This is a genomic window from Okeania sp. SIO2C2 (assembly GCF_010692625.1).
GTDB classification, from domain to species: Bacteria; Cyanobacteriota; Cyanobacteriia; order Cyanobacteriales; family Microcoleaceae; genus Okeania; species Okeania hirsuta.
This window is the reverse complement of sequence record NZ_JAAHGM010000008.1, coordinates 117,314-138,702: the sequence shown is the minus strand read 5'-3', so window position 1 is coordinate 138,702 and position 21,389 is coordinate 117,314. Positions and strand designations below refer to the sequence as shown.

Annotated in this window: 18 protein-coding genes; 11 read left to right on the top strand and 7 right to left on the bottom strand. The window is 33.4% G+C overall.

The annotated features are described in order from the left end of the window. Positions 1-586 precede the first annotated feature (586 nt). Both F6K18_RS08435 and dtd read right to left on the bottom strand, forming a co-directional pair. Positions 587-910 carry a DUF1825 family protein gene (locus F6K18_RS08435; protein WP_287520061.1) on the bottom strand — a complete coding sequence of 108 codons (324 nt, stop codon included), beginning with the start codon at positions 908-910 and terminating at the stop codon, positions 587-589. A gap of 796 nt (positions 911-1,706) precedes the next feature. Beyond that, positions 1,707-2,177 carry a D-aminoacyl-tRNA deacylase gene (gene dtd / locus F6K18_RS08430; RefSeq protein WP_287520060.1) on the bottom strand — a complete coding sequence of 157 codons (471 nt, stop codon included), beginning with the start codon at positions 2,175-2,177 and terminating at the stop codon, positions 1,707-1,709. 386 nt (positions 2,178-2,563) lie between these two features. Between dtd and F6K18_RS08425 the strand changes: the two genes are divergently transcribed. Next, positions 2,564-2,776 (top strand): hypothetical protein, encoded by a 213-nt coding sequence (locus F6K18_RS08425; RefSeq protein WP_287520058.1) that lies wholly within the window; start codon positions 2,564-2,566, stop codon positions 2,774-2,776. A gap of 710 nt (positions 2,777-3,486) precedes the next feature. Here F6K18_RS08425 and F6K18_RS08420 read toward each other — a convergent pair. Together F6K18_RS08420 and F6K18_RS08415 are read right to left on the bottom strand one after the other, a co-directional pair. Then, on the bottom strand, positions 3,487-4,617 hold the full coding sequence (locus F6K18_RS08420; protein WP_287520057.1) for a GTP-binding protein: 1,131 nt from the start codon (positions 4,615-4,617) through the stop codon (positions 3,487-3,489). 1,504 nt (positions 4,618-6,121) lie between these two features. Further along, positions 6,122-7,342 (bottom strand): glycosyltransferase family 4 protein, encoded by a 1,221-nt coding sequence (locus tag F6K18_RS08415; protein ID WP_287520056.1) that lies wholly within the window; start codon positions 7,340-7,342, stop codon positions 6,122-6,124. 1,144 nt (positions 7,343-8,486) lie between these two features. On the opposite strand from F6K18_RS08415, the gene F6K18_RS08410 reads away from it, so the two are divergent. Continuing rightward, entirely contained in the window at positions 8,487-8,711 is a 225-nt protein-coding gene (locus tag F6K18_RS08410; protein ID WP_287520055.1) for a response regulator, read from the top strand. Between the two features lie 306 nt (positions 8,712-9,017). Further along, complete coding sequence (locus tag F6K18_RS08405) at positions 9,018-9,551, top strand: sensor histidine kinase (protein WP_287520054.1); 534 nt, start codon at positions 9,018-9,020, stop codon at positions 9,549-9,551. A gap of 203 nt (positions 9,552-9,754) precedes the next feature. Here F6K18_RS08405 and F6K18_RS08400 read toward each other — a convergent pair whose 3' ends face one another. Beyond that, the gene (locus tag F6K18_RS08400; protein ID WP_287520053.1) at positions 9,755-9,904 is read right to left on the bottom strand and encodes a hypothetical protein; all 150 of its coding nucleotides are present in this window, start codon (positions 9,902-9,904) and stop codon (positions 9,755-9,757) included. A gap of 725 nt (positions 9,905-10,629) precedes the next feature. Between F6K18_RS08400 and F6K18_RS08395 the strand changes: the two genes are divergently transcribed. The 4 genes from F6K18_RS08395 to F6K18_RS08380 all read left to right on the top strand — a co-directional run bounded on the left by F6K18_RS08395 (position 10,630) and on the right by F6K18_RS08380 (position 15,888). Next, positions 10,630-11,397 (top strand): isochorismatase family cysteine hydrolase, encoded by a 768-nt coding sequence (locus tag F6K18_RS08395; RefSeq protein WP_287520052.1) that lies wholly within the window; start codon positions 10,630-10,632, stop codon positions 11,395-11,397. A 404-nt stretch (positions 11,398-11,801) separates the two neighbouring features. After that, complete coding sequence (locus F6K18_RS08390; protein ID WP_287520051.1) at positions 11,802-12,245, top strand: cupin domain-containing protein; 444 nt, start codon at positions 11,802-11,804, stop codon at positions 12,243-12,245. Between the two features lie 941 nt (positions 12,246-13,186). After that, positions 13,187-14,881 (top strand): CocE/NonD family hydrolase, encoded by a 1,695-nt coding sequence (locus F6K18_RS08385; protein ID WP_287520050.1) that lies wholly within the window; start codon positions 13,187-13,189, stop codon positions 14,879-14,881. A 326-nt stretch (positions 14,882-15,207) separates the two neighbouring features. Beyond that, entirely contained in the window at positions 15,208-15,888 is a 681-nt protein-coding gene (locus F6K18_RS08380) for a hypothetical protein (protein ID WP_287520049.1), read from the top strand. 158 nt (positions 15,889-16,046) lie between these two features. Here the strand turns inward: F6K18_RS08380 and F6K18_RS08375 are convergent, their stop codons facing one another. Next, on the bottom strand, positions 16,047-16,967 hold the full coding sequence (locus F6K18_RS08375) for an Hpt domain-containing protein (protein WP_287520047.1): 921 nt from the start codon (positions 16,965-16,967) through the stop codon (positions 16,047-16,049). Between the two features lie 306 nt (positions 16,968-17,273). Between F6K18_RS08375 and F6K18_RS08370 the strand changes: the two genes are divergently transcribed. After that, positions 17,274-17,432: a hypothetical protein gene (locus tag F6K18_RS08370; RefSeq protein WP_287520046.1), complete on the top strand. Its 159-nt coding sequence runs from the start codon at positions 17,274-17,276 to the stop codon at positions 17,430-17,432. Between the two features lie 104 nt (positions 17,433-17,536). Here F6K18_RS08370 and F6K18_RS08365 read toward each other — a convergent pair whose 3' ends face one another. After that, a complete protein-coding gene (locus F6K18_RS08365) occupies positions 17,537-18,724 on the bottom strand; it encodes a M20 family metallopeptidase (protein ID WP_287520044.1) in 1,188 nt (395 codons plus the stop codon). A 310-nt stretch (positions 18,725-19,034) separates the two neighbouring features. Here F6K18_RS08365 and F6K18_RS08360 point away from each other — a divergent pair, with 310 nt between their 5' ends. The 3 genes from F6K18_RS08360 (at position 19,035) to F6K18_RS08350 (ending at position 21,289) form a co-directional block, all read left to right on the top strand. Further along, complete coding sequence (locus F6K18_RS08360; RefSeq protein WP_287520043.1) at positions 19,035-20,189, top strand: mechanosensitive ion channel family protein; 1,155 nt, start codon at positions 19,035-19,037, stop codon at positions 20,187-20,189. A 414-nt stretch (positions 20,190-20,603) separates the two neighbouring features. Further along, positions 20,604-21,071 carry a pentapeptide repeat-containing protein gene (locus F6K18_RS08355; RefSeq protein ID WP_124155212.1) on the top strand — a complete coding sequence of 156 codons (468 nt, stop codon included), beginning with the start codon at positions 20,604-20,606 and terminating at the stop codon, positions 21,069-21,071. After that, a complete protein-coding gene (locus F6K18_RS08350; RefSeq protein WP_124145791.1) occupies positions 21,068-21,289 on the top strand; it encodes a hypothetical protein in 222 nt (73 codons plus the stop codon). The genes F6K18_RS08355 and F6K18_RS08350 overlap by 4 nt, the downstream gene beginning before the upstream one ends. Positions 21,290-21,389 lie beyond the last annotated feature (100 nt).

The window sequence follows — 21,389 nt, the reverse complement described above, 5'->3', positions numbered from 1 at the left end:
AATTTTAAGCTTTTGATATGTAAAATACAGTAATGGAGAATGCTATAAATAAAAATAAATTAAAAACCAAGTAGTACAACAATAAATTCTAAATTATTCTTGTTTTCTAGTATAGTGCGAAGTTCTTGGAATAACTATTACTAGCTAAGGCTTTCAGCGGTCTAAAGGTTAAAAACTCTTTATTCAGAGTTGTAGGTACTGTAAGCCTTTTCCAGTAATACTTTCAGTCTGGAAAGTAAATCGTTTTTTTGCATAACTTTGTACTCTCCAGTTGTTTTGAGATTTTTGATAATTTGAAAAAAATGTATCTACATAAATAGCTAAAAATAACAAAATTCAAGATAATTGTTTTTATTAATTCCTAGAATCAACAGTTTGGGTTAAAGAAAATAACTTTGTTAATGGGTAATATTGGTAAGTATAATTATAGATTGAAAGTGAGTTAATGATGGGTTCAAATCATACCGTCATTTGGAAAAGCAAAAAACTGTTTATTTCTATAATTTCTATAACTTCAAAAATTTTCCCAAAAAACTGTTTGAAATAATGTGGTTAATATATTAAATCGTTATTGATCTTGATTCAATTAGGACTGTTTTTCTAATTCTGACTTCATTCTTTCTAAAGTTGTGTGCATTTGATCGAACATTTGTTGAGGACTAATGCCAAATTGATTTAACTGAGTTTTAAGTTGTTCCATAGTCATTTGAGCCATAAAATCTTCTGATAATTCAAAACGCTTCATAAAAATTTTGTAGCGCTCCATAATTGATTCCATCTTTTCAATATAAATTTTTTTACCTTCTCGGTCGAATTTACCATAATCACTTCCTACCTTAATTAAGGATTGATAATCCTCAAATAATTGTTTAGCTTCCTGTTGAACTACTTCTGAATCAAAAAATCCCATAGCTTTCCTTATTTAAAATCTAAAATTATATTAACTAAATTTTTAAGTTTAGAAATACCCTAATTTAACAATTGTGATATTAACATGATACCTGTTTGTTAGGTAACTCTATTACTTATATAGCGTTTTCAAATGAGATGTCAAACAAGATTTGGTTATTTACTAACAGTAAAAAGTCCGGTAAACCTTCTTATCTATTACCTGTTGCCAGATGAGCTGTTGCCTAAAAGCGACCAGGTTTTTTACGCAACTCAAATGAAATTACTATAGTAGTATAACATTAATTTGGTCTCGACCATTGAAAAAAAATGGTGTGGAAATACCCCTATCTTGGTTCGTCAACCCGAAATTTTATTTATCGCATTTATATAGAGTTTACCTTTAAGTTATGAAAATCCTTTTGAGAAAAAGTAAATAGGTAACAGATAATAGAGAATTACGTATAAAGATATTTTTTGTGGTGGAAAAAATAGCTTAATTCATAGATGTTTTATTAAATATTGTGATAATTAGGGTTTGCTTATGGAAGTTTTTTGGTATGAAGTAGGAGTCAACCCACCTCCAGACCATCCCAGGAGGGGAAGTCAGGAGGAATGGGAAATTTAGAGGAGTTAGTCGGATATTTTATCCCTTGATTTTTCTGCAATTATTCTACTTTTTATCCTAACTTTTTGGTCGCTCAAGCTTAAAAAGTTGCACTTTTTTTCGTTCTAAAAAGGCACTTACCTTTATCTGTAAATACTTTTAGATTTATTCAACAAACCCTAATTAATTATTAATTATTCATTATTCATTATTAATTATTCATTATTGAAGTAGCTTCTCTTTCTAACAATAGAGTTACCGGACCGTCATTATCAATTTCAACTTCCATCATTGCTCCAAATATACCAGTTTCTACCTTTAAGCAACTCAATTTTAATCGATCTACAAATAACTGGTAAAGTTGTTTAGCAACTTCAGGAGATGCCGCATTATCAAAAGATGGACGACGACCTTTGCGACAGTCTCCATAAAGAGTAAATTGACTAATGATTAACAATTCACCATTTATATCTTTTACTGATTTTTCCCAACGGTTATTATTACTATCTAGGTCAGGAAATAAACGAATCTCTAAACATTTACGCACCATCCAATCTATTTCTACTTCCGTATCAGTAGTTGCAATACCTACAAGTAAATTTAATCCTTTACCAATTTTACCAACAATTTTTCCATTTACTTTGACTTGAGAAAAATTCACTCTTTGGATAATAACTCGCATAACAAAAAAAGTTAAAGGTTAAAAATAATTTTTTCTTTTGACAAAGAAGAAACTAGAGAACAATAATAAATCGAAATTAGTATCATTCTCTAACTAGAGGACAATTACTATGGTGAATTCTTATTTCTATAAGCTTTCTACTTTCTGGATTTAAATCTAAACATGAATCTCATAACGTTATAAATCTATATTTGCTTTTTATCGCATATATTCCTTTGTCAAATATGTGCAATTAATTTGGCACTACCACTTATAACATTTATCCATAAATTTGCACTTAATATAAAGATGAGAATAGTTAGTGTAATCAGGTTTGAGCAACAATTATTAAGCGCATTTTTACAGATAAATTATATTAATTAGGGTTTGCTGAAAAAGTCTTATGGGTGAGGGTAGGAGTCAGGAGTCAGGAGTCAGGAGTCAGGAGTCAGGAGTTACGAGTTAGGGGAATTATAGAGGAGATAGTAGGAAGAATAGTCCCTTCATTTTTTTGCCCCTATCTTGACCAAAATCCGCTCCTAATTGAACCATTACTACCTAAAACCTCGCACTTTTTGATACTTAAAAAGGCACTTACCTTTATCTGCAAAGACTTTTAGATTTATTCAGCAAGCCCTAATTAATCTTCAATGGAAAGGAGTCAGGAGTAGATAATACTTACTTTTGTCTACCACTTCCCTTGTTTAATAGACTAAACCTTACTTGCATTGCCTCAATTGTGATGGGGGTGAATATTGAGTCATAATTTTTCCGATTCCTAATTCTTTTCTTTAAGCATAATCAATGTCTAGAACCAATTTGGAATCTTTTAGGTATCTCCAAATAAAGAGGGAGTGGGCGATAGGGAAGTTGCATGCAACGTCCGTAGGTCATAGAGGCAAAGAATTGATCAATAAGAGTGCAATAATTGATTTAATTTTTTATTATTATGAGATTTATATTAGACATCTCCAGAAAAGAGGGAATAGGGAATAGGTATGGAGGGGGAAATAATTGATAATTTTTGTACGATAATTGATTTAATTTCTTATTATTGGAGATGTCTATTTATGTACTTTATGTACTTAAATATAGGGAGATAGGTAGATGGTGAATATAGTGGCACATTTCCACCTTTTCCCCCTATTCTATTTCTCTAGCTCCTGATTCCTAATGTTTAAACATTGCTTTTAACCTCCATCTAATCATTTTTATACATAGAAAAAATCCAATGTACAGCACTTCCTAGAAAGAGAAGAAAAAAGAGATTTTGGTTTGTAGGAAATTTCAATAATTCCAACCTATTACCTTATTCCTTATTCCTAACTTTTCAAGAAATAACACAGTCCTCTAATTGCGATCGCAACTTATCATGTTCTAAATTTTGACCAATCAAAACTAGCTGATTTTTTGGAGTACCTTTCCACTCATCATCATTAATAGTAAACCGCTTACCACTCAAATGAAAAATATGTCGTAGAGGACTTTCTTCAAACCACAAAATTCCCTTTGCTCGGAAAATATTTGCAGGCATTTTATTATCCAAAAAATCTTGGAATTTTTTAAGAGAAAGAGGTTGATCACTTTGAAAAGAAATAGAAGTAAAACCATCATTTTCTAAGTGGTTGGAATGATGATGATGTTCATGGTCATGGTCATGGTCGTGATGATGATGTTCATGGTCGTGGTCATGGTCGTGATGATGATGTTCATGGTCATGGTCATGGTCGTGATGATGATGTTCATGGTCATGGTCATGGTCGTGGTCATGGCTATGAGCTTCTTCTTTTATTTCAAAATACTTCTCCGACTCAAACAAACCCACACTGAGAATCAACGGCAAAGCCACTTGTGATTGGCTAGTCCTCATAATTCTCGCATCTTCTTTAACATCTCTAATCTTCACTTCTAATAAGTCTAAATTTTTCTCCTCAACTAGGTCAGTTTTATTTAACAAAATAATATCGCTATAAGCTATTTGACTATGTGCTGCCTGACTGTCAAACAAATCAAGACTGTAGTTAGCAGCATCGACCAAAGTAATAATTGAATCTAGGCGAGTCATATCTCGTAACTCAGTACCTAAAAAAGTTAAAGCTACTGGCAACGGGTCCGCTAAACCAGTAGTTTCTACTACCATATAATCAATTTTGTCTGGTCTTTCTAAAATTTTATAAACAGCATTAACTAAATCTTCATTAATAGTGCAGCAAACACAACCATTACTAAGTTCTACCATTGTGTCATCTCCATCGGTAGAAACAATTAATTCATTATCAATACCAATTTCTCCAAATTCATTTACTAAAACGGCAGTTTTTACTCCCTGTTGATTTTGCAATATATGGTTAAGTAAAGTAGTTTTACCACTACCAAGAAAACCTGTAATTACTGTCACTGGTAAACCATATTTTGGCATATCCATATTTGAGGTATTTGATTGGGTTGTTGTTGATTGCATAATTGTCCTGTTAAGTTACTTTAATGTTTATTGTTGAGCAGAAGTACAATTATTATAGTATCAATTTTCATGTTCTAAAATTGAGGGTATCTTTAACGAAGTCAGAAGTCAGAAGTTAACCCACCCCTCGCCCCTCCCCCTCCCAACCCACCCCTAACCCCTCCCAGGAGGGGAGGGGTTAGGGGATTTGAGCAACTCTCCAAAAATATTTCGCCTTAAAAGGCGGGGTTTTAGACCCAATCCTGTTTGATAATAAAAAATTAAATATAAAGTTATCAGCTTAACAAGTGCAACTTGATTAGACATCTCCAATAATAAAAAATAAAATTAATTCTCGTACATAAATCATTAATTATTTCCGCCTACTCTCTACTCCCTACTCCCTATTTTCTAGAGATGTCTATTAATTATGAGTTTCTATGATTGAAGATTTATCTACTGGTAAAAATCATCATTCTGTGAAGCACCAAAAAAACCCTGGATGGAATCCTATTGCCTTCCCACAATCAAAAAAAATGTGGTAGTATTATGTTATTGGGGTGAGTTCGCCCCTACGCATGACTTTTTATTCAACGCAAAAAAGTTGTCTAGGGAAGAAGTATTGAAAAATAGGAGTTTGGTTTTAGACTGAGTTGCACAGTAAAGCTAGTGGATAAACTGAAGATTTATCTACTGGCAAAAATCATCATTCTGTGAAGCACCAAAAAAACCTGGATGGAATCCTATTGCCTTCCCACAATCAAAAAAAATGTGGTAGTATTATGTTATTGGGGTGAATTCGCCCCTACGCATGACTTTTTATTCAACGCAAAAAAGTTGTCTAGGGAAGAAGTATTGAGAAATAGGAGTTTGGTTTTAGACTTAGTTGGGGCAAAAGCTAGTGGTTCAATAATTGATAATTGATAATTGATAATTACCTGTCCCTAAAAGGAAGAGGATTGAATAAAAGGAAAATTAATTCATTGTTTCTCCTTTAAAGGAGAGGGTTTAAACCTTAATTATTCGGTAAACCGAAGATTTATCCGACTGATAGAAATTATCATCCTGTGAAGCACCCAGAAAAACCCCAGGATGGAAGCAAATAGGATTCTCACAGTCAAAAAAAATGTGGTAGTATTATGTTATTGGGGTGATCTCGCCCCTACACATGACTTTTTATTCAACTAAAAAAAGTTATGGACAGAGCAAATACTGAGAAATAGGAGCTTAGTTTTAGACTTAGTTAGGCCGAAAGCTAGTGGGTAATTAGTAGGTTTCCCAGAAATAAGGACAAACTCAAGAAAGGGGAGAGAGAAAACTTCCTGATTTCCCTATCTCCTGTCTCTCAAAAACTAACCCGCAACAGAAATGAAGTCACCAAAAATCTCTAACATTTCAAAACTAAATTAATATTGCCCACTAGAAATCTCCAATAATAAAAAATAAAATCAATTATCTGAGTAGATATATCAATTATTTCCCCCTACTCCCTACTCCCTACTCCCTACTTCCTACTCCCTCTTTTCTAAAGAATAATTGGCTCAAAAGTCGGTCTACCAAATTTTACAGACGGAATAAGCACATCTAATAATCGATCCACAACTTGCTTCCAAGTAAAATGCTGAAGAACCCATTTCGGTCCAGTTTGACGAGCATGGTCTAATAATAAAGATTTTTCAATAACTGTTTGCATTAATTCAATCAAATGCTCTTGTTCTGGTACTACACACCAGAGAGTATCTCCATCCCTTGTATAATTAGTCTGGAGTTTACTATCAATTTTTAAAGCAAAATCAGAGTTAGTAAAATCATCTGTCGGGCCACCTTTTGTACATATTACAGGCAAACCACAAGCTGTTGCTTCCAATACTGGCAAATTAAAACCTTCAGCTAAATAGGGAGAAACATAAGCATCAGCAACTTGATAAAGTTGAGCTAGTTGAGAAAATGAAAGAGTTTCGCCAACATAGATAATTCTAGACTTCACTTTTTCTATCTGTGTATTAGTGAGTGCAACTTTACTAGCTTTGAGAATAGAATCTTTAGAAGGAAAAATAGCATCCCTACCTTTAAGGATAAGTTTAGTATCTGGATAGCGCTCAACAATGATGGCAAATGCTTTGAGTAAACGTCCCACTCCTTGACTACTATTGCACATCACCCCAATATTGAGAAACACAAAATAGTTATTAATGCCCAACTTTTGGCGGAGAATAGTTCTCTGAGAAGTTGGTAAAGGATGATAAATATCAGGGTTGACACCAAGAGGGACAACAGCAACACGACTTTCTTGAGCACCACTACGAATAAACCCATCTTTTGACCAGTGGGAGGGGGTAATAATAATTGCATCTCCTTGAGCATGAGCTTCTGCAAAAGATTTTACACCCATTCCGTTAACAATAGATTTACTAACAATACCCCATTCGGTGCAGGCAAAAACTGCTGTTCGTTTGCTTGTGGAGAAACTGAGATTAAAGGGAGCATATATTCGTAATGTGGCATCAGCAGTTTTTTGAGGAGATGGTTTGGGGATGTTGCGTAATGCTATTTCTGCATCAGGAGGAAATAAACCTGTGACGGGTTGCCAATTTTTGCTAATGTAAGGCATATCCTGATGATAAATTTGTAGATGTTTTCGGTTTAGCATTTCTAGTAGTTGAAATTGATTGGCGATCGCATAAGAATGGGGTAGAAAACGCCAACCTTCGATAATAATAGGCAATGGGTTCATGCTGCTAGACATTTTAATTTTTATACCAATTTCATAAAATATTGCTACAGTCACGACACAGGGAACGAGGAATACTGGTTCTGGGAATAGGGAAAGAAAAACATATAGACATTTTAATTTTTATACCAATTTCATAAAATATTGCTACAGTCACGACACAGGGAACGAGGAACACTGGTTCTGGGAATAGGGAAAGAAAAGTATAATAAAGAAGAGGAAAAAAGGTTTATTTTTTTATAATTTATGTAGTTTATACTTTTTTTTATTGTAGGAATAAATCATCAATTTAAGATGTAACTACCTTTGGGGAAATTTGGTATGAGTAGTCATGGTTTATGTTTTTACAGCATTGTGTCTCTATGAATACAAAAAGTGATACAATCGTAATTATACTGTTATTATTTTTTTTTGACAAAGAGTTAGTATTACTTTAAGAAAAATGTTAACATAATTAATAATACAATAAAAAATTTATTTGAGTTATTAATCATTTTATACCATTTATAAAGTTACTTAGGTAAAGTTGTTTTTCTTCTTTTTTATTCCCTACTTCCTACTCCCTACTTCCTACTCCCTAAAGCAAAGGAATTTTGTACCTCACGCTTCTTGGGAATTGCTATATGAGTACTAAGTAGTAGACCGGAAAATTATATCGGTCGGGTGAAAGTAGTAATAAATTATCTGAGATTTACTTTGATTTTGTCATCAATAAATCTAATTATATTTTTCAACAATTAATAATTAATAATTACCGAATAATTAATAATTAAATAATTCACGCCTTTAAGCCTCCCCTTGATCGGGTAAACAAAAGAAATAATATTTCCTTATATTCAATCAAGAGGGGTTTTAACCAGAGGTAATTATCAATTATCAATTATCAATTAATGAACTCTCCTTGAAAACGGATAGGATTGACTAATCATGAAAATTTTTTCTTGTTTATACTTTAAAGGAGAGGCTTTAAACCTTAATTATTCGGTAAAAAAATATTTATACTATCAAAAATATTAGATAATTTTTGAGAATAATTGAGTACAGTTTAATTTCGGTCTATATTCTTGATTCCCTATGAGCAATACCCATAAAATTTTGTACTGAATTAAATCGGCAAATGCTGTAGTTTGAACTAAGAAAAAACATCAAAGGAGTTTCCATGAATCAAAAAAAGGAACACACAATTATGGTGGTAGATAATGAATATCGAAACGCCCATTTAATATTGAATGTATTAAAAAAGTCTGGTTTTAATGTCATTGCAGTAGAGGATAGAGAAACTGCAATTGAGAAGGTGAAAAATGTATTACCAGATTTGATTTTGCTAGATATAATCATGCCAGGAATAGATGGTTTTGAAGTTTGTAGTTACTTGCAAGTTTAAGAAAGCACTAAAAATATTCCTGTTATTTTTATGACTTCACTTTCTGAATCTACTGAAAAAATAAAAGGTTGAAATTTAGGAGCTGTAGACTATATTGTTAAACCGTTTAAAGCCGAATAACTTTTATCTAGAATCAATATACATATACGCTTACAAAAAGAGATAACAGAACGGAAGGCAGCAGAAATAGAATTGCAAAAATCTGCATCCGAACTGGAAGATAAAGTACAGGCAAGAACTGCGGAACTTTATCAATATTTAGAATAACTTAAAACAGCTCAATCGCAATTAATTCAAAGTGAAAAAATGTCTAACATTGGGGCATTAGTTGCTGGTATTGCTCATGAGTTAAATAATCCAGTTAGTATAGTTGTAGGTAATGTTAATTTCGCAGAAACATATCTGGCAGCAATTATTAATCACATTAAATTATATCAAAAACAATTTCCTGACCCTGGTCTAATAATTGAAAAAGACGCGGAAGAAATGGATATAGATTTTCTGATTGAAGAGCTACCAAAAATATTATTTTCCGTAAAAAAAACCAGCGATCGCATCAGCAAAATTAGCGTATCATTGCGAAGTTTTGCTAGGGAATATAGTACCTCGAAAGTGGCTTTTGATATTAACGAAGGCATAGATAATACTCTGACAATTTTACAACATAGACTCAAAGCTAATCATCAGCGTCCAGCCATTGAAATTGTCAAAAATTATGGAAATTTACCTCAGATTAATTGTTATCCAAATACCTTAAATCAAGTTTTTATGAGTTTGTTAGTAAATACAATTAATTATTTAGAAGAATATAACCACAAAAAATTTAAAACTTATCAATAAATTCTGCAAAATCCAAATCGAATTACTATTACGACTTCAATTATTGAATCCTATGGAGTATAAATTAGAATAGCTAACAATGGACTGGGAATACTGGAAAACCTAAAATATCAACTATATGAAGCTTTTGAAAAGACTAAGGCTAACAGTAAAATAAGCAACTTGGGATTATCTATGAGTCACTTAAATTGACCTTAATTTTATCATTTTCTTTGTGGGTTTAATACCCCACCGTCAACTGGAGTGTTCAAAATTACTTGGGGTGAGAATCCCCATGTAATTTTCCTCCTGTCTCCTGTCTCCTGTCTCCTGTCTCCTGTCTCCTGTCTCCTGTCTCCTGTCTCCTTCTTCAATAAGAAAGACCTGAATAAAATTATCATGTCTATGGAGATAGGTACAGAAAGAATTTATGAAATAATAATGATTTGTCAAAAATATCAGGATACATAAAAACTCTGAAACTTTTATTCCTATTCCATTTTTCCTAAATTCAAAGAGATTTTTACCTGCAACTGAAATAGGATGGCTATATATAGACTTTGAACTCAGAGTATCAAAAAAATTAACTTGAAAATTTAGTTTTCAAGTATTACCAAACATGAAAAGTCAAACAACCCCAAATAAAAAAAATCATAATCAAATAAATTTTATACCATAAAAAAAAGAATGTTACCAATAATAAGGGCGATTAAAAGACACGTGCAGGAGATGTCCCTTTGACTAAAAAAATAATTTCCGACCTAAAAAATGATATTGAAGCCATTTATTCTGACTCCTAAGAAATAGCCTAGATATTTATAGCAAATATTTATCAAATAAATTTGATAGGATAAAATTAAAATTTTTATATTTCCCCAATAATCATAAGTGACAAAAATATTATTGTTGCTTAAAAATTTTATTCTCTAAATCTACAATGCAAATATTTGAAAATAAAAATAAACCAAACAATAATAGAGAAATTAAAAAATTATTAAGTAATACAACTAATAATATTAGATCGACGAAAATAAGAAAGAGCATATAATAATCATCTATGCTCTTTGTAATTTTATAGATAAATTCACCAGATAATATTATGCAGAATTCCTCCCTTGAAACTCTGGGTATACCACCCAATGCGTGGGCAGTTGATGAGACAACTGCAGATATTACTCGTCCCCCTCTTCCAGCTAAACCCATTATCATTAAAACTGAAACCAAAACCATTAAACTAGATTTAGCCAAAACAACAATTTTAGTCATAGATATGCAAAATGACTTCTGTCATCCTGATGGTTGGTTAGCTCATATAGTAGATGTGACACCTGCACGGTCTCCCATTCAACCACTAATAAATTTCTTACCACAATTGCGATCGCAAAACATCCCGATAATTTGGGTAAACTGGGGAAACCGTTCCGACCTACTGAATATTAGCGCTGGGTTACGCCATGTTTATAACCCCACTGGTAAAGGTGTAGGTTTAGGCGACCCACTGCCAAAAAATAATGCCCCCGTACTGATAGAAGGAAGTTGGGCAGCAGCAGTTGTGGATGAATTAGAGCAACAACCAGAAGATATTCGCGTGAGTAAATATAGGATGAGTGGGTTTTGGGATACTCCTCTTGATAGCATCCTGCGAAATATGGGCAAAACAACTCTGTTGTTTGCGGGAGTGAATGCAGACCAATGTGTAATGGCAACATTACAAGATGCAAATTTCCTTGGTTATGACTGCATTTTAGTTTCAGACTGTACTGCCACCACTTCCCCTGAATATTGTTGGCAAGCTACTATTTATAATGTGAAACAATGTTTCGGGTTTGTCACAAATTCTAATGCTATTTTGGATGCTATTAAATAATAAATATTTTTTGGAAAAGTCTCATATTTGGTCAAATACTAATTACAAAAAATTGGCACTTTGTAGCTATGCTTAAAAAGAGACGAAACTCAAAAAAAGATATCAGTTAAGAAGGCAAAAAAATCAAGGTATAACAAAAAGCAAGATTCCCAAAAACCTTTTATTTCCTGCCTTATGAAAACCTTGAAGAAGGAAGAAGGAAGGAATAAAAAGGAAAAAGTGGATGCAGACTCAAATCCCAATCAATTGTAAATACCCTGTATAAGGCGGGGTATTAACCCCAAAATAAAAATATAAAATTTCATGCCAATATAAGTAGCTATGATGCCACTGGTGTCTAAACAAATCTACAGCTAAATAATCAATAATTTCCTGAATAAGTTAACACTATTACCCAGAATAAAATGATTACTCAATGCATGATTCCAGTCCTTAAATCTCCCCAAGATTATCAAGCATATCGTATTAGTCCCCTAGATAGTAATCGATTAGCAATTATTTTCGATCCTGTAATTGCCAATGCTTCTTTAACTGTATGTTTAGAAATTTTTGATGTGGGGGGAAAAACTCCTCCCAATCGACATAATTTAGCGGTAGAAATGTTCTTTATTATTAAAGGAGAAGGAAAGGCAATATGTGACGGAAAATCTGTTAATATTCGTGCTGGTGATAGTATTCTAGTACCACCAACAGGGATTCATGTCATAGAAAATACTGGTTTAACTCGTCTTTATGCTTTATGTATTATGGTGCCAAATGAAGATTTTGCCGAACTAATTCGTGGTGGAATACCAGTAGATTTAGATGAAGAAGATATGCAAGTTCTTTCTCGTTCAAGTTGTATTTAAGAAGGAAGAAGGAAGAAGGAAGAAGGAAACAGCGGATGGGGACTCAAACCCCAACAAGCTTTTCAACAATTAATTATTAATTAGTAAACACCCTGTAGACAGCGAGGTATTAAACCCAATATCAAAAGATGATTTTTGATATAGTAACTACCATGACTACTCTTGACTTATGGAATATCTAATATCATGTCCGGTTGAATACTTATAAATAAACGACGGAGGAGGACCGAGTCAGGAGGACCGAGTCAGGAGGGAAGAAAGAAGAAGAAACAGGAGGAAAAGGAAAAAGTTTTTGATCATGCTCTTATCCGGAAATGATGTAAAACAACGGTATATCAATAATCAACCCTTTCTCCTAGATAACTAAACGCCTTTTTCCTTCTGCTATAAAAAAGGAAGACGAAAGAAGAAAAATATTACCCAAAATTCCCGTTCCCCAATTCTCTTTTTTCTGTTTCCTTTTGCCAAAAATTAAAAATAAAAATTTATATTATATCTGCTTAATTAGCACTCAAAAATATTTTGATTTCTATCCTCAGTTATATCAATTGTGTGTGAAGCTACACAGAATTATGAAATTTATTACTTGTCTGTCTTTATCTACAGTCAACTTTACAGAATAAAAGATAAAAAATAATAAAAATATTTTTTTCAATTATCTTATTTTTCAATAGAAGCAATTATTATACCAAATTCGATTACTATAGACCACAATTTATTATTGAGAAAAGCTTGATATATATGAATTATAGTTAATTTATTTTTGGTAAGTGCTAAACCGGATTTGGTATTAATTGTTAATTACTAAGAAAATTAAAATCTAGATGGTGCGTTACATTTCATTAACGCACCCTACTAGACAATAAATTAAGCATCAATACTTGATGGAGCTACCTCCTGACTCCTGTAAAATCATACATTTATTCAGCCTCAATATTAAAATGAAAGTTTTACCCAAAGAAACAGCTTCAATATTTACCAGAGATGAAGTACGTTTAGACGCTGATATTTATCGCCCTGATGCAGAAGGTGAATTTCCAGTACTATTAATGCGACAACCTTATGGCAGAGCGATCACTTCTACAGTAGTCTACGCTCATCCAAAATGGTATGCTTCCCATGGTTATATTGTGATTATTCAAGATGTACGAGGTAGAGGTACATCTGAAGGAGAATTTCAACTATTTGCCCATGAAATTGAAGATGGAATTGATACTATTAATTGGGCAGCAAATTTACCAGGTAGCACTGGCAAAATAGGGATGTATGGATTCTCTTATCAAGGCATGACTCAACTATATGCTGCTAGTGCTAAACCTCCTGCTTTAAAAACAATTTGTCCTGCTATGATTGCTGAGAATTTATATTCAGAATGGGCTTACGAAGGAGGAGCATTTTGTTTACAAACTAACTTAGGTTGGGCAATTCAATTAGCAACAGAAACTGCTCGTTTACAAGAAGATGAACAAGCTTATCAAGAACTTTATCAAGCTGCTAAAAACTTTTCTTTTTCTACTCCAATTCCTGCTTTATCGCAAGTAATGAATAAGTATGCACCAGACTCTTTTTATCATCAATGGTTAGAAAATTTTAAACCTGCTGAATACTGGCAAAATCTGTCACCAAATCTAGAAAAGTTAGACCTACCAATCTTACATATTGGTGGTTGGTTTGATACCTATTTACGAGGCACAATTAATTTATATCAAAAAATATCTTGTCGTAGTAAATTCCTACAAAAATTAATCGTAGGTCCTTGGTCTCATATTCCTTGGGGAAGAAAACTAGGAGTTGTAAATTATGGTTTAGCAGCTTCTAACCCCATAGATGATATACAAATATTATGGTTCGACCAATTTCTCAAAGGAATCAACACAGGAATATTAGAGCGATCGCCTGTTTCTTTATTTGAGATGGGAAGTAACGAATGGCGTAATTTTAATTCCTGGCCGAGTAATAATTATCAGTTCTATTATTTAGCTAGTACAGGACTTGCGAATATGAGAGAAGATTCAGGGATGCTCAACGATAATTGTCCTGATATTTCTACTGATGATATATTCGTACATGACCCTTGGCGACCTGTTCCAGCATTAGGTGGTCATGCCACATTTCCAGCAGGTTCTTTTGAACGTTCAGAATTAGATTGTCGTACCGATATTTTGACTTATACTTCTGAATTTTTAACAGAAGATTTACATATAGTTGGAGATATTTATGTAGAAATTTATTGTACAGCAGATACCAGTAGTTTTGACCTTTCGGCTGTGTTATCTGAAGTTAAAGCAAACGGCAATGTTTATAATTTTACCCAAGGTTATATCAAGGTTGTTTCTAACAATCTACCAGTGAAAATATCTTTACAGCCAACTTGTATAAAAATTGAGAAAGGTAATGCTATTCGACTAAGTTTAAGTGCAGCTTGTTTTCCTGCATATTTAATTAATCCTGGCATAGATAAACCACCAAAAGAAGTACGATTAATTGATGCAAAAATTATTACTATAACTATTAGCTCAGGAAAAAATAACCCTTCACGAATTTCTTTATCTATAGCAGGGAACAGGGAACAGGGAACAGGGAACAGGAGGGAAAACATTCCTCTGTCTGAGGTTCATCATCAGCATAAGTCCTAGTTGAAAACCCTCAATAACTTAGCATAAAAGACAGAGGGAATAGAGATAATACCAAATTCAAAAAAGGTAGTTACATCTTAGTTGATGATTTCTTCCTACAATAAAAAAATATAAATTCCATAAATTCTAACAATTCAACCTTTTTTCCTCTTTAATATTTCTGTTTTTCTTTCCCTATTCCCTATTCCCTATTCCCTGTGCCATGACTGTAGCAATATTTTATTAAATTGGTATAATTATCCATTATCCATTATCCATTATCAATTAATGAATTCTTCCTTCTGCTATATAATAATTTTGAGAAGTCAATTAAAAAATATATAAATATGTTCTATCGTCGTAGTCTTTTAGAAATTGCTGAATATATTTTTATTACTGCTTCTGTTGTAGGATTTTTGGCAAATTATATATTTGATAAACCAATTATTTATGCAGTAGGGTGTGTTTTGATTTCTCTGTTAATTAATTTAGTTAATCGACATAAATTAGCAGCAAAAATTAAAGTAATTAAATTTGATACTGCTGGAAAACTAGAGCAATATCAAAAGTCAATTTACCAAATGATTTCTCAGTTACAAAGTAGTATAGCTTTTTTTGAATCTGCTGCTAAAAACTTAGAAAATAATCAGGAAGATATCAAGATTAAACCTTTGCTGGAAACTATGAAAAGTTTGTCTAATCGATTTGATATTCAGGAGCAAACTATTAAACTGTTACAAACAGAGCTAGAAATGATTTCTCAGCAGTTTAAACAACGACCAGAATTACAGCAAATTAATGATTTAACAAGTGTGATTATTGATTTACAGCAGTTTATTAATAAATTGCCAGAGTGGAGCGACCTACGACAACATCAGTTTCAAAAGTTAGAAGAAAAAGTTAATCATGCTTTGCATAAACTTGAGGAAAGTATTGCAGAAAGAAAAAGAGAAACTGTTGAAGAAGGAAGAAGCGGTGCGACCGCGTTGGGGGCAGACGCAAGGAAATTCGCAGCAAGAGAGGAATAATTGATAATTTATAAATAATAATTTATTTTATTTTTAATTCTTACCAGATGTCTAATATCTCTAAAATAAAATAAGTAATTGCCAATAATCTTACAGATATTAAGACAGATACATAAGATAGTAAAATTTAAGATACGCTTGAAAATTATCATGGTCAATCAATTATTTTTTGACGACTTAACGTGCTTAACTAATAATCGAGCGATCGCTTCAAGTTGCTTATGATTAAAACTTTTAATAATTAATTTCACTAACTCTTTAGGTTCTTTTGGCAAAGTTACTTTTTTCTGTTCAGAAGCTGTTGCTATTTCCTTAAGGTCTTGACTTTCCACTATTTCCTGTACTTTTCCTGCTTGGATAAACTCACCTGCTTGATTAAGTTCTTTAATAATTACAGGAGCTAGAATTTGATAAGACAATTTAGAACTAACGATCGCCTGTCGAGAATATGTAACTAAAGTCTTCCAAATTTCTGTATTTTTATCCAACTTCAACAAACCATTACAAACTTCTGTAAGCTGCTTTCTAGAGTCAGGAGAATCAGCCTGTTTAAACACCTCCAACATTTCTTTTAACTTACTTTTAACTTGTTGAGAAAAATTAGATTTAGATATTGTCTTCCCATTTCCACCAGCAGTAGATTGAGAAACAGTACCACCACTCACTAAAGTATTCAAATTAGTTTCTAATTCTGAAAAAATAGGCAAAGCATGATCAACAATTTTTTGTCCCTCTTCTTCCCTCAAACCATAAGGACCTTGGAGACGTTCTACTAAATCTTTGAGAGTATCATATCCTTTTAAAAATTGAGACTCTACTGTTTGGTCAATATCAACAGGATTTTCGCGGATTATTTTGAAACAATCTTCTAAACGGTGAGCTACCTTTTGTACACTGTGCATTCCTAACATAGCAGCCCCACCTTTGACAGAATGAGCTGCTCTAAACATATCATTAATAGTTTCAGAATCTGACATTGTAGACTTCAAATCTACCAACCCATTTTCTAGGGTAACTAAATGTTCTTCTGCTTCTAATATAAATAATTGTTTAATCCGATCATCTTGTTGTGTTGACACAATATTTCTCCTAAAAATTACAATTATTCATTACATTTACTGGAAGTTACTACCTCTATTCTAGCATTAATAACTGGAGTTATAAAAGCATCTTAATGTAATTAACTACATCTAGTTTAATCCTTTTTTGACTGAAAGTTAGCAGATCATTTAATGTTAACTAGCTGTCAGTTATAAGCTTTGGTTGAAATCCCTGGCTTGTACAAGTAGGATAATTTAAGAAGGGTTAAAATTCCCTTTTCAAGTGCATTTATCTCAGTTTCAGCTATTGATCACTCCCTGTTTGCCAAGCATTCCTTTGAGGAAATGCTGACTGTAGCAATTGCCGTTTGTGGAGCATTCCGGACCGAAACCCTTTTTAATTTTGCGCCTTACATTATCTCAAAAAGTTTGCTATATATCTTTAGTAATGAAGAGATAGGGAGATGGGGAGATGGGGAGATGGGGAATGTGGTCAGATGGTAATCAAACATAGCATTACTATTTAGAAATAGTATTAGTACAGATCAAAAGCTTAAAACTCAGACAACACAATATTTTTCCTTCTTCCCTCTTCCCCAACCAAGACCTTAATGGCCTAAATGGCGATTGTGCCAATATTTATAAGCAGCATAGGCCAAAGTAACCACACAAGTGACAATAGCAGATTCATCTGCCTCAAACTGAGGATGATGCAGAGGATAGTTAGGTTTGTCTTTGTGTCCCACTCCCAAACGAAACATCATACCTGGAACTTTCTTCAGATACATAGAAAAGTCTTCCGCACCGAGGGAAGGCTCAGGTAAAATACGAACCCGATCACTCCCCCAAGCTTCCAAAGAAACAGACTCAACCAACTGAGTCAATGCTGGGTCATTTTGCACAGACGGTACTCCCTGACGATAATTTAGTTCATACTTAGCGCCATAAGAATTACAAATATTAGCCACAATATTTTCAATCCATCCAGGTAAAACCTTATGAGTATCCGGATGAAGCGATCGCACAGTTCCCCACATCTTTACTTGGTCAGATATCACATTTGGCGCTCTTCCGCCACTAATCTTACCAATTGTTAACACTACAGGTCTTAAAGGATTATGAGTTCTGCTAATGGCCTGCTGTAAATTAGTAATTACCTGAGAAGCAATCCAAATCGCATCAATAGCTTCATGGGGACGGGCACCATGACCAGACTCCCCAATAATTGTCAGTTCCAAATCATCAGCAGCAGCAGTTAGAACCCCGTGACGAATACCCACCGAACCCGCTGGAATAGTTGGGTAAACATGGACTCCTAAAATTCCCTGTACATCCTCAAGTGCCCCATCTTCAATCATCCAATTTGCACCTTGGGCAATTTCCTCTGCTGGTTGAAACAGAAACCGAACGTTACCTGGTAAGGGTTCTCCCAATTCAGATAACACCATTGCCGCTCCTAGTCCTACAGTTGTATGGACATCGTGACCGCAAGCGTGCATAATGCCAGCATTACGGGAGGCAAAATCTAAATTAGTACATTCTTTAATCGGCAAAGCATCCATATCGGTACGAATAGCCAACCATTGATTATTACTATTAACTTTGAGTTCTCCCAGAACACCAGTTTTACCTATAGACTCTCGTACATGGAGACCACAGGAAGACAACACACCTGCAACATAAGCAGCCGTTTGGTACTCTTGGCCACTTAATTCTGGGTGAGAGTGAATATGACGACGAATTTCAATCATACGGGGGGCCAGGGTAGCTGTTAAATCTTTAATTTTGGTTAGCATAGATAATTTATATTTGTGTAGTATTGAGTCTATCTAAAGCACATTAAATGATGATAACAAAGGGGAATTATCCTGGGAAATTATTAAGCAATAAGTTTTGCTGGAAATGGCGATCGCCGACCGTTGTATTATATGGGGAGCGATCTCTGAGTGTCTTTTGAATCCTACTTAACTTTGAGATAATTTTTTTTTATTTAGATAGGAGCGATCGCCAACCGTTTGTCTAAAACTAAAAAATAGCTGAATGCTAAATACTTATCTATTAACTTAAAAACTACTAAATTATTCAAGGAATCTGACTTTATTAATCATGGAAAAAATTTGGCAAAGTCTCATAAATATTACAATTCTAGATATACCAGCAATAAAAATATTTTTTATTGCTCTGGCTTTAATAGGAATATTAGGATTAAAAGAACTATTCAGCATAATATTAATTAAGAAAGTTGAGGCTTTAACTCGTAATACAAAAACTACCCTTGACGATCAATTAATTGCATCTGTTAAACAGCCGATAGGGTGGTTTATCTATATACTTGGATTGTGGATTCTACAATTAATATTAACTGATTCTATTTCTCCCCAATTAAATCAAATAGTTACAGGAATTATTAACTTAGCAATAGTAGGTAATTTTTCACTAATTGTCTACCGTATATCTCCGATATTAGGAGAATTTTTTAGTAATTTATCAGCTAAAACTGAGACTGAATTAGATGATATTATTAGCCCTTATCTGCCGATATTATTTAGGTTTACTGCTATCCTAATTTTTGGCTTAAAAGCAGGAGAATTATTACTAGGAACTTCTGTTACTGCAATCTTTGGTTTAGTCGGTGGCGCTGGTTTAACGTTAGGTTTATTATTTAAGGATGTTATTAGTGATTGGTTCGCTACAGTTGTAATTTACAGTGACAGCTTGTATCGTGAAAATGATTTGATTTTACTACCAAGTGGTGTTTTGGGGCAGGTTACGAAAATTGGTATTAGAAGTACAACAATTTATTTAAAGTTTAAGGGAGCTATCCAGAAAGTTCCTAACTCTAAAATGATTGATGGCAACATCAAAAATTTCTGCCAACAGCCAATTGAAAATCGGAAAGCAGCTATTGATTTATTCATTAAAATTGACGGAATTTCAGCTCAGAAAATAGCCGATATTAATGATAAAATTCGACAAATTCCTAAATCAATTGACATTTTAGATAATTCTTGTCTGGTGAGATTTGATGGATTGGACAGAAATGCTCGCGTGATTAGAGTAATTGGATATACTAACAATTTAGATAAGTATTATAGCTCTTATGACCAATTGAATTTGGCAATTTTGGCTTTATTGGAGCAAGAGGGAATAGATTTATTTAATATTAATATTATTAGTGATACAGAAACTTATAAAAGTTGGCAGTCTAGTCAAAATTTAGGGATTGAACAAGGGAATAGAGAATATATAAATCCTATTTAAGTTGTAATATTTTCCTGGCAGCTAGGAGTCATATCAAGTTCGGTAGCATCGTTATTGTAAAGGTAAGGAAGAAGGAAGAAGGAAGAGGGAAGAAGTGAAGAGGGAAGAAGGCTTTAGTTATCTAGAATAGAAGACTTAAAAGTCCAAAAAACCTGAAATTTTTTGTAGATATTCACCCTTGGGTTTACACAAACGATAAAGTGCGGACATGATATCAGGAATCAGGAGTCAGGAGTCATAGTTTTCAATGTTTTCAACTCAGATTAACTATTAGAAAAAATATTACCGAATAATTAATCCAAACTTCAGTATGCTCAGGACTTACGCAGAGACTCTGCATATAGCGAGGGCGTTAGCGGCAGCTCTGCGGAGCGCAAATGCCATTTGCCCCTACAGATGGTGGTTTAAAGGTCAATTTGCGTAAGTCCTGATGCTGATTTTAGAGAGGCTAATTTGACTGATGCTAGCCTCCAAAATGCTGATTTAATGTTGGCAAATTTACAAGGTGCAAAACTGACACGAGCTAATCTAAAACACGCTAATCTTCAAGATGCAAAATTTCAGGCAGCTCAGATGGTTAATGGAAATTTCCAAGGTGCAAACTTAACTTATGCAAATTTGGAAGGTGCTAATTTAGCAAATGCTGAGTTAAGCAACAGTCGTTTGACAGGAGCAATACTCAGAGGAGCTAATTTACAGGGAGCAATTTTAGAAAAAGCTGACTTTGAGAACGCAAATTTAGCAGGTGTTAATTTTAAGGGAGCACATTTAGAGGGTGCAAATTTTCAAGGAGCAGTAACTCCAAAGGAGGCAATATTGATACTAGGGCGAATCAAATACAAGCTAGTTCCTCCATCTCCTTTGGAGGAAATTTCACCTTGACAGCAGAGGGTAATATTTTTACTGAAAAAATACTGGCCTCATCTAACGAAAGTGGAAATGGAGGAAATATTAATATTCAAGCAGGAGGAAACATTGATACTACTATTGATCGCCTTGACTCTAGTTCTAGAGACCGAGATGCAGGGGAAATTACTCTCACAAGTGGAGGTAATATTTTCACAAGTAGTATAAATTCGGGGTTGCCCATTATGGAATGATATTGCCAAAAATTGGTTTAGATTTTGACTAAAAAAAACCTAATATTAATTATTCTAGCAATTGATTAATCCACAATCCAATTCAATCAAAAATATCAAA

Excerpts from the sequence above, each read along its gene's own strand:
- F6K18_RS08435 (WP_287520061.1), bottom strand. The coding sequence starts at position 910 with ATGGGATTTTTTGATTCAGAAGTAGTTCAACAGGAAGCTAAACAATTA.
- dtd (WP_287520060.1), bottom strand. The coding sequence starts at position 2,177 with ATGCGAGTTATTATCCAAAGAGTGAATTTTTCTCAAGTCAAAGTAAAT.
- F6K18_RS08420 (WP_287520057.1), bottom strand. The coding sequence starts at position 4,617 with ATGCAATCAACAACAACCCAATCAAATACCTCAAATATGGATATGCCA.
- F6K18_RS08415 (WP_287520056.1), bottom strand. The coding sequence starts at position 7,342 with ATGTCTAGCAGCATGAACCCATTGCCTATTATTATCGAAGGTTGGCGT.
- F6K18_RS08410 (WP_287520055.1), top strand. The coding sequence starts at position 8,487 with ATGAATCAAAAAAAGGAACACACAATTATGGTGGTAGATAATGAATAT.
- F6K18_RS08405 (WP_287520054.1), top strand. The coding sequence starts at position 9,018 with ATGTCTAACATTGGGGCATTAGTTGCTGGTATTGCTCATGAGTTAAAT.
- F6K18_RS08395 (WP_287520052.1), top strand. The coding sequence starts at position 10,630 with ATGCAGAATTCCTCCCTTGAAACTCTGGGTATACCACCCAATGCGTGG.
- F6K18_RS08390 (WP_287520051.1), top strand. The coding sequence starts at position 11,802 with ATGATTACTCAATGCATGATTCCAGTCCTTAAATCTCCCCAAGATTAT.
- F6K18_RS08385 (WP_287520050.1), top strand. The coding sequence starts at position 13,187 with ATGAAAGTTTTACCCAAAGAAACAGCTTCAATATTTACCAGAGATGAA.
- F6K18_RS08380 (WP_287520049.1), top strand. The coding sequence starts at position 15,208 with ATGTTCTATCGTCGTAGTCTTTTAGAAATTGCTGAATATATTTTTATT.
- F6K18_RS08370 (WP_287520046.1), top strand. The coding sequence starts at position 17,274 with ATGCTGACTGTAGCAATTGCCGTTTGTGGAGCATTCCGGACCGAAACC.
- F6K18_RS08365 (WP_287520044.1), bottom strand. The coding sequence starts at position 18,724 with ATGCTAACCAAAATTAAAGATTTAACAGCTACCCTGGCCCCCCGTATG.
- F6K18_RS08360 (WP_287520043.1), top strand. The coding sequence starts at position 19,035 with ATGGAAAAAATTTGGCAAAGTCTCATAAATATTACAATTCTAGATATA.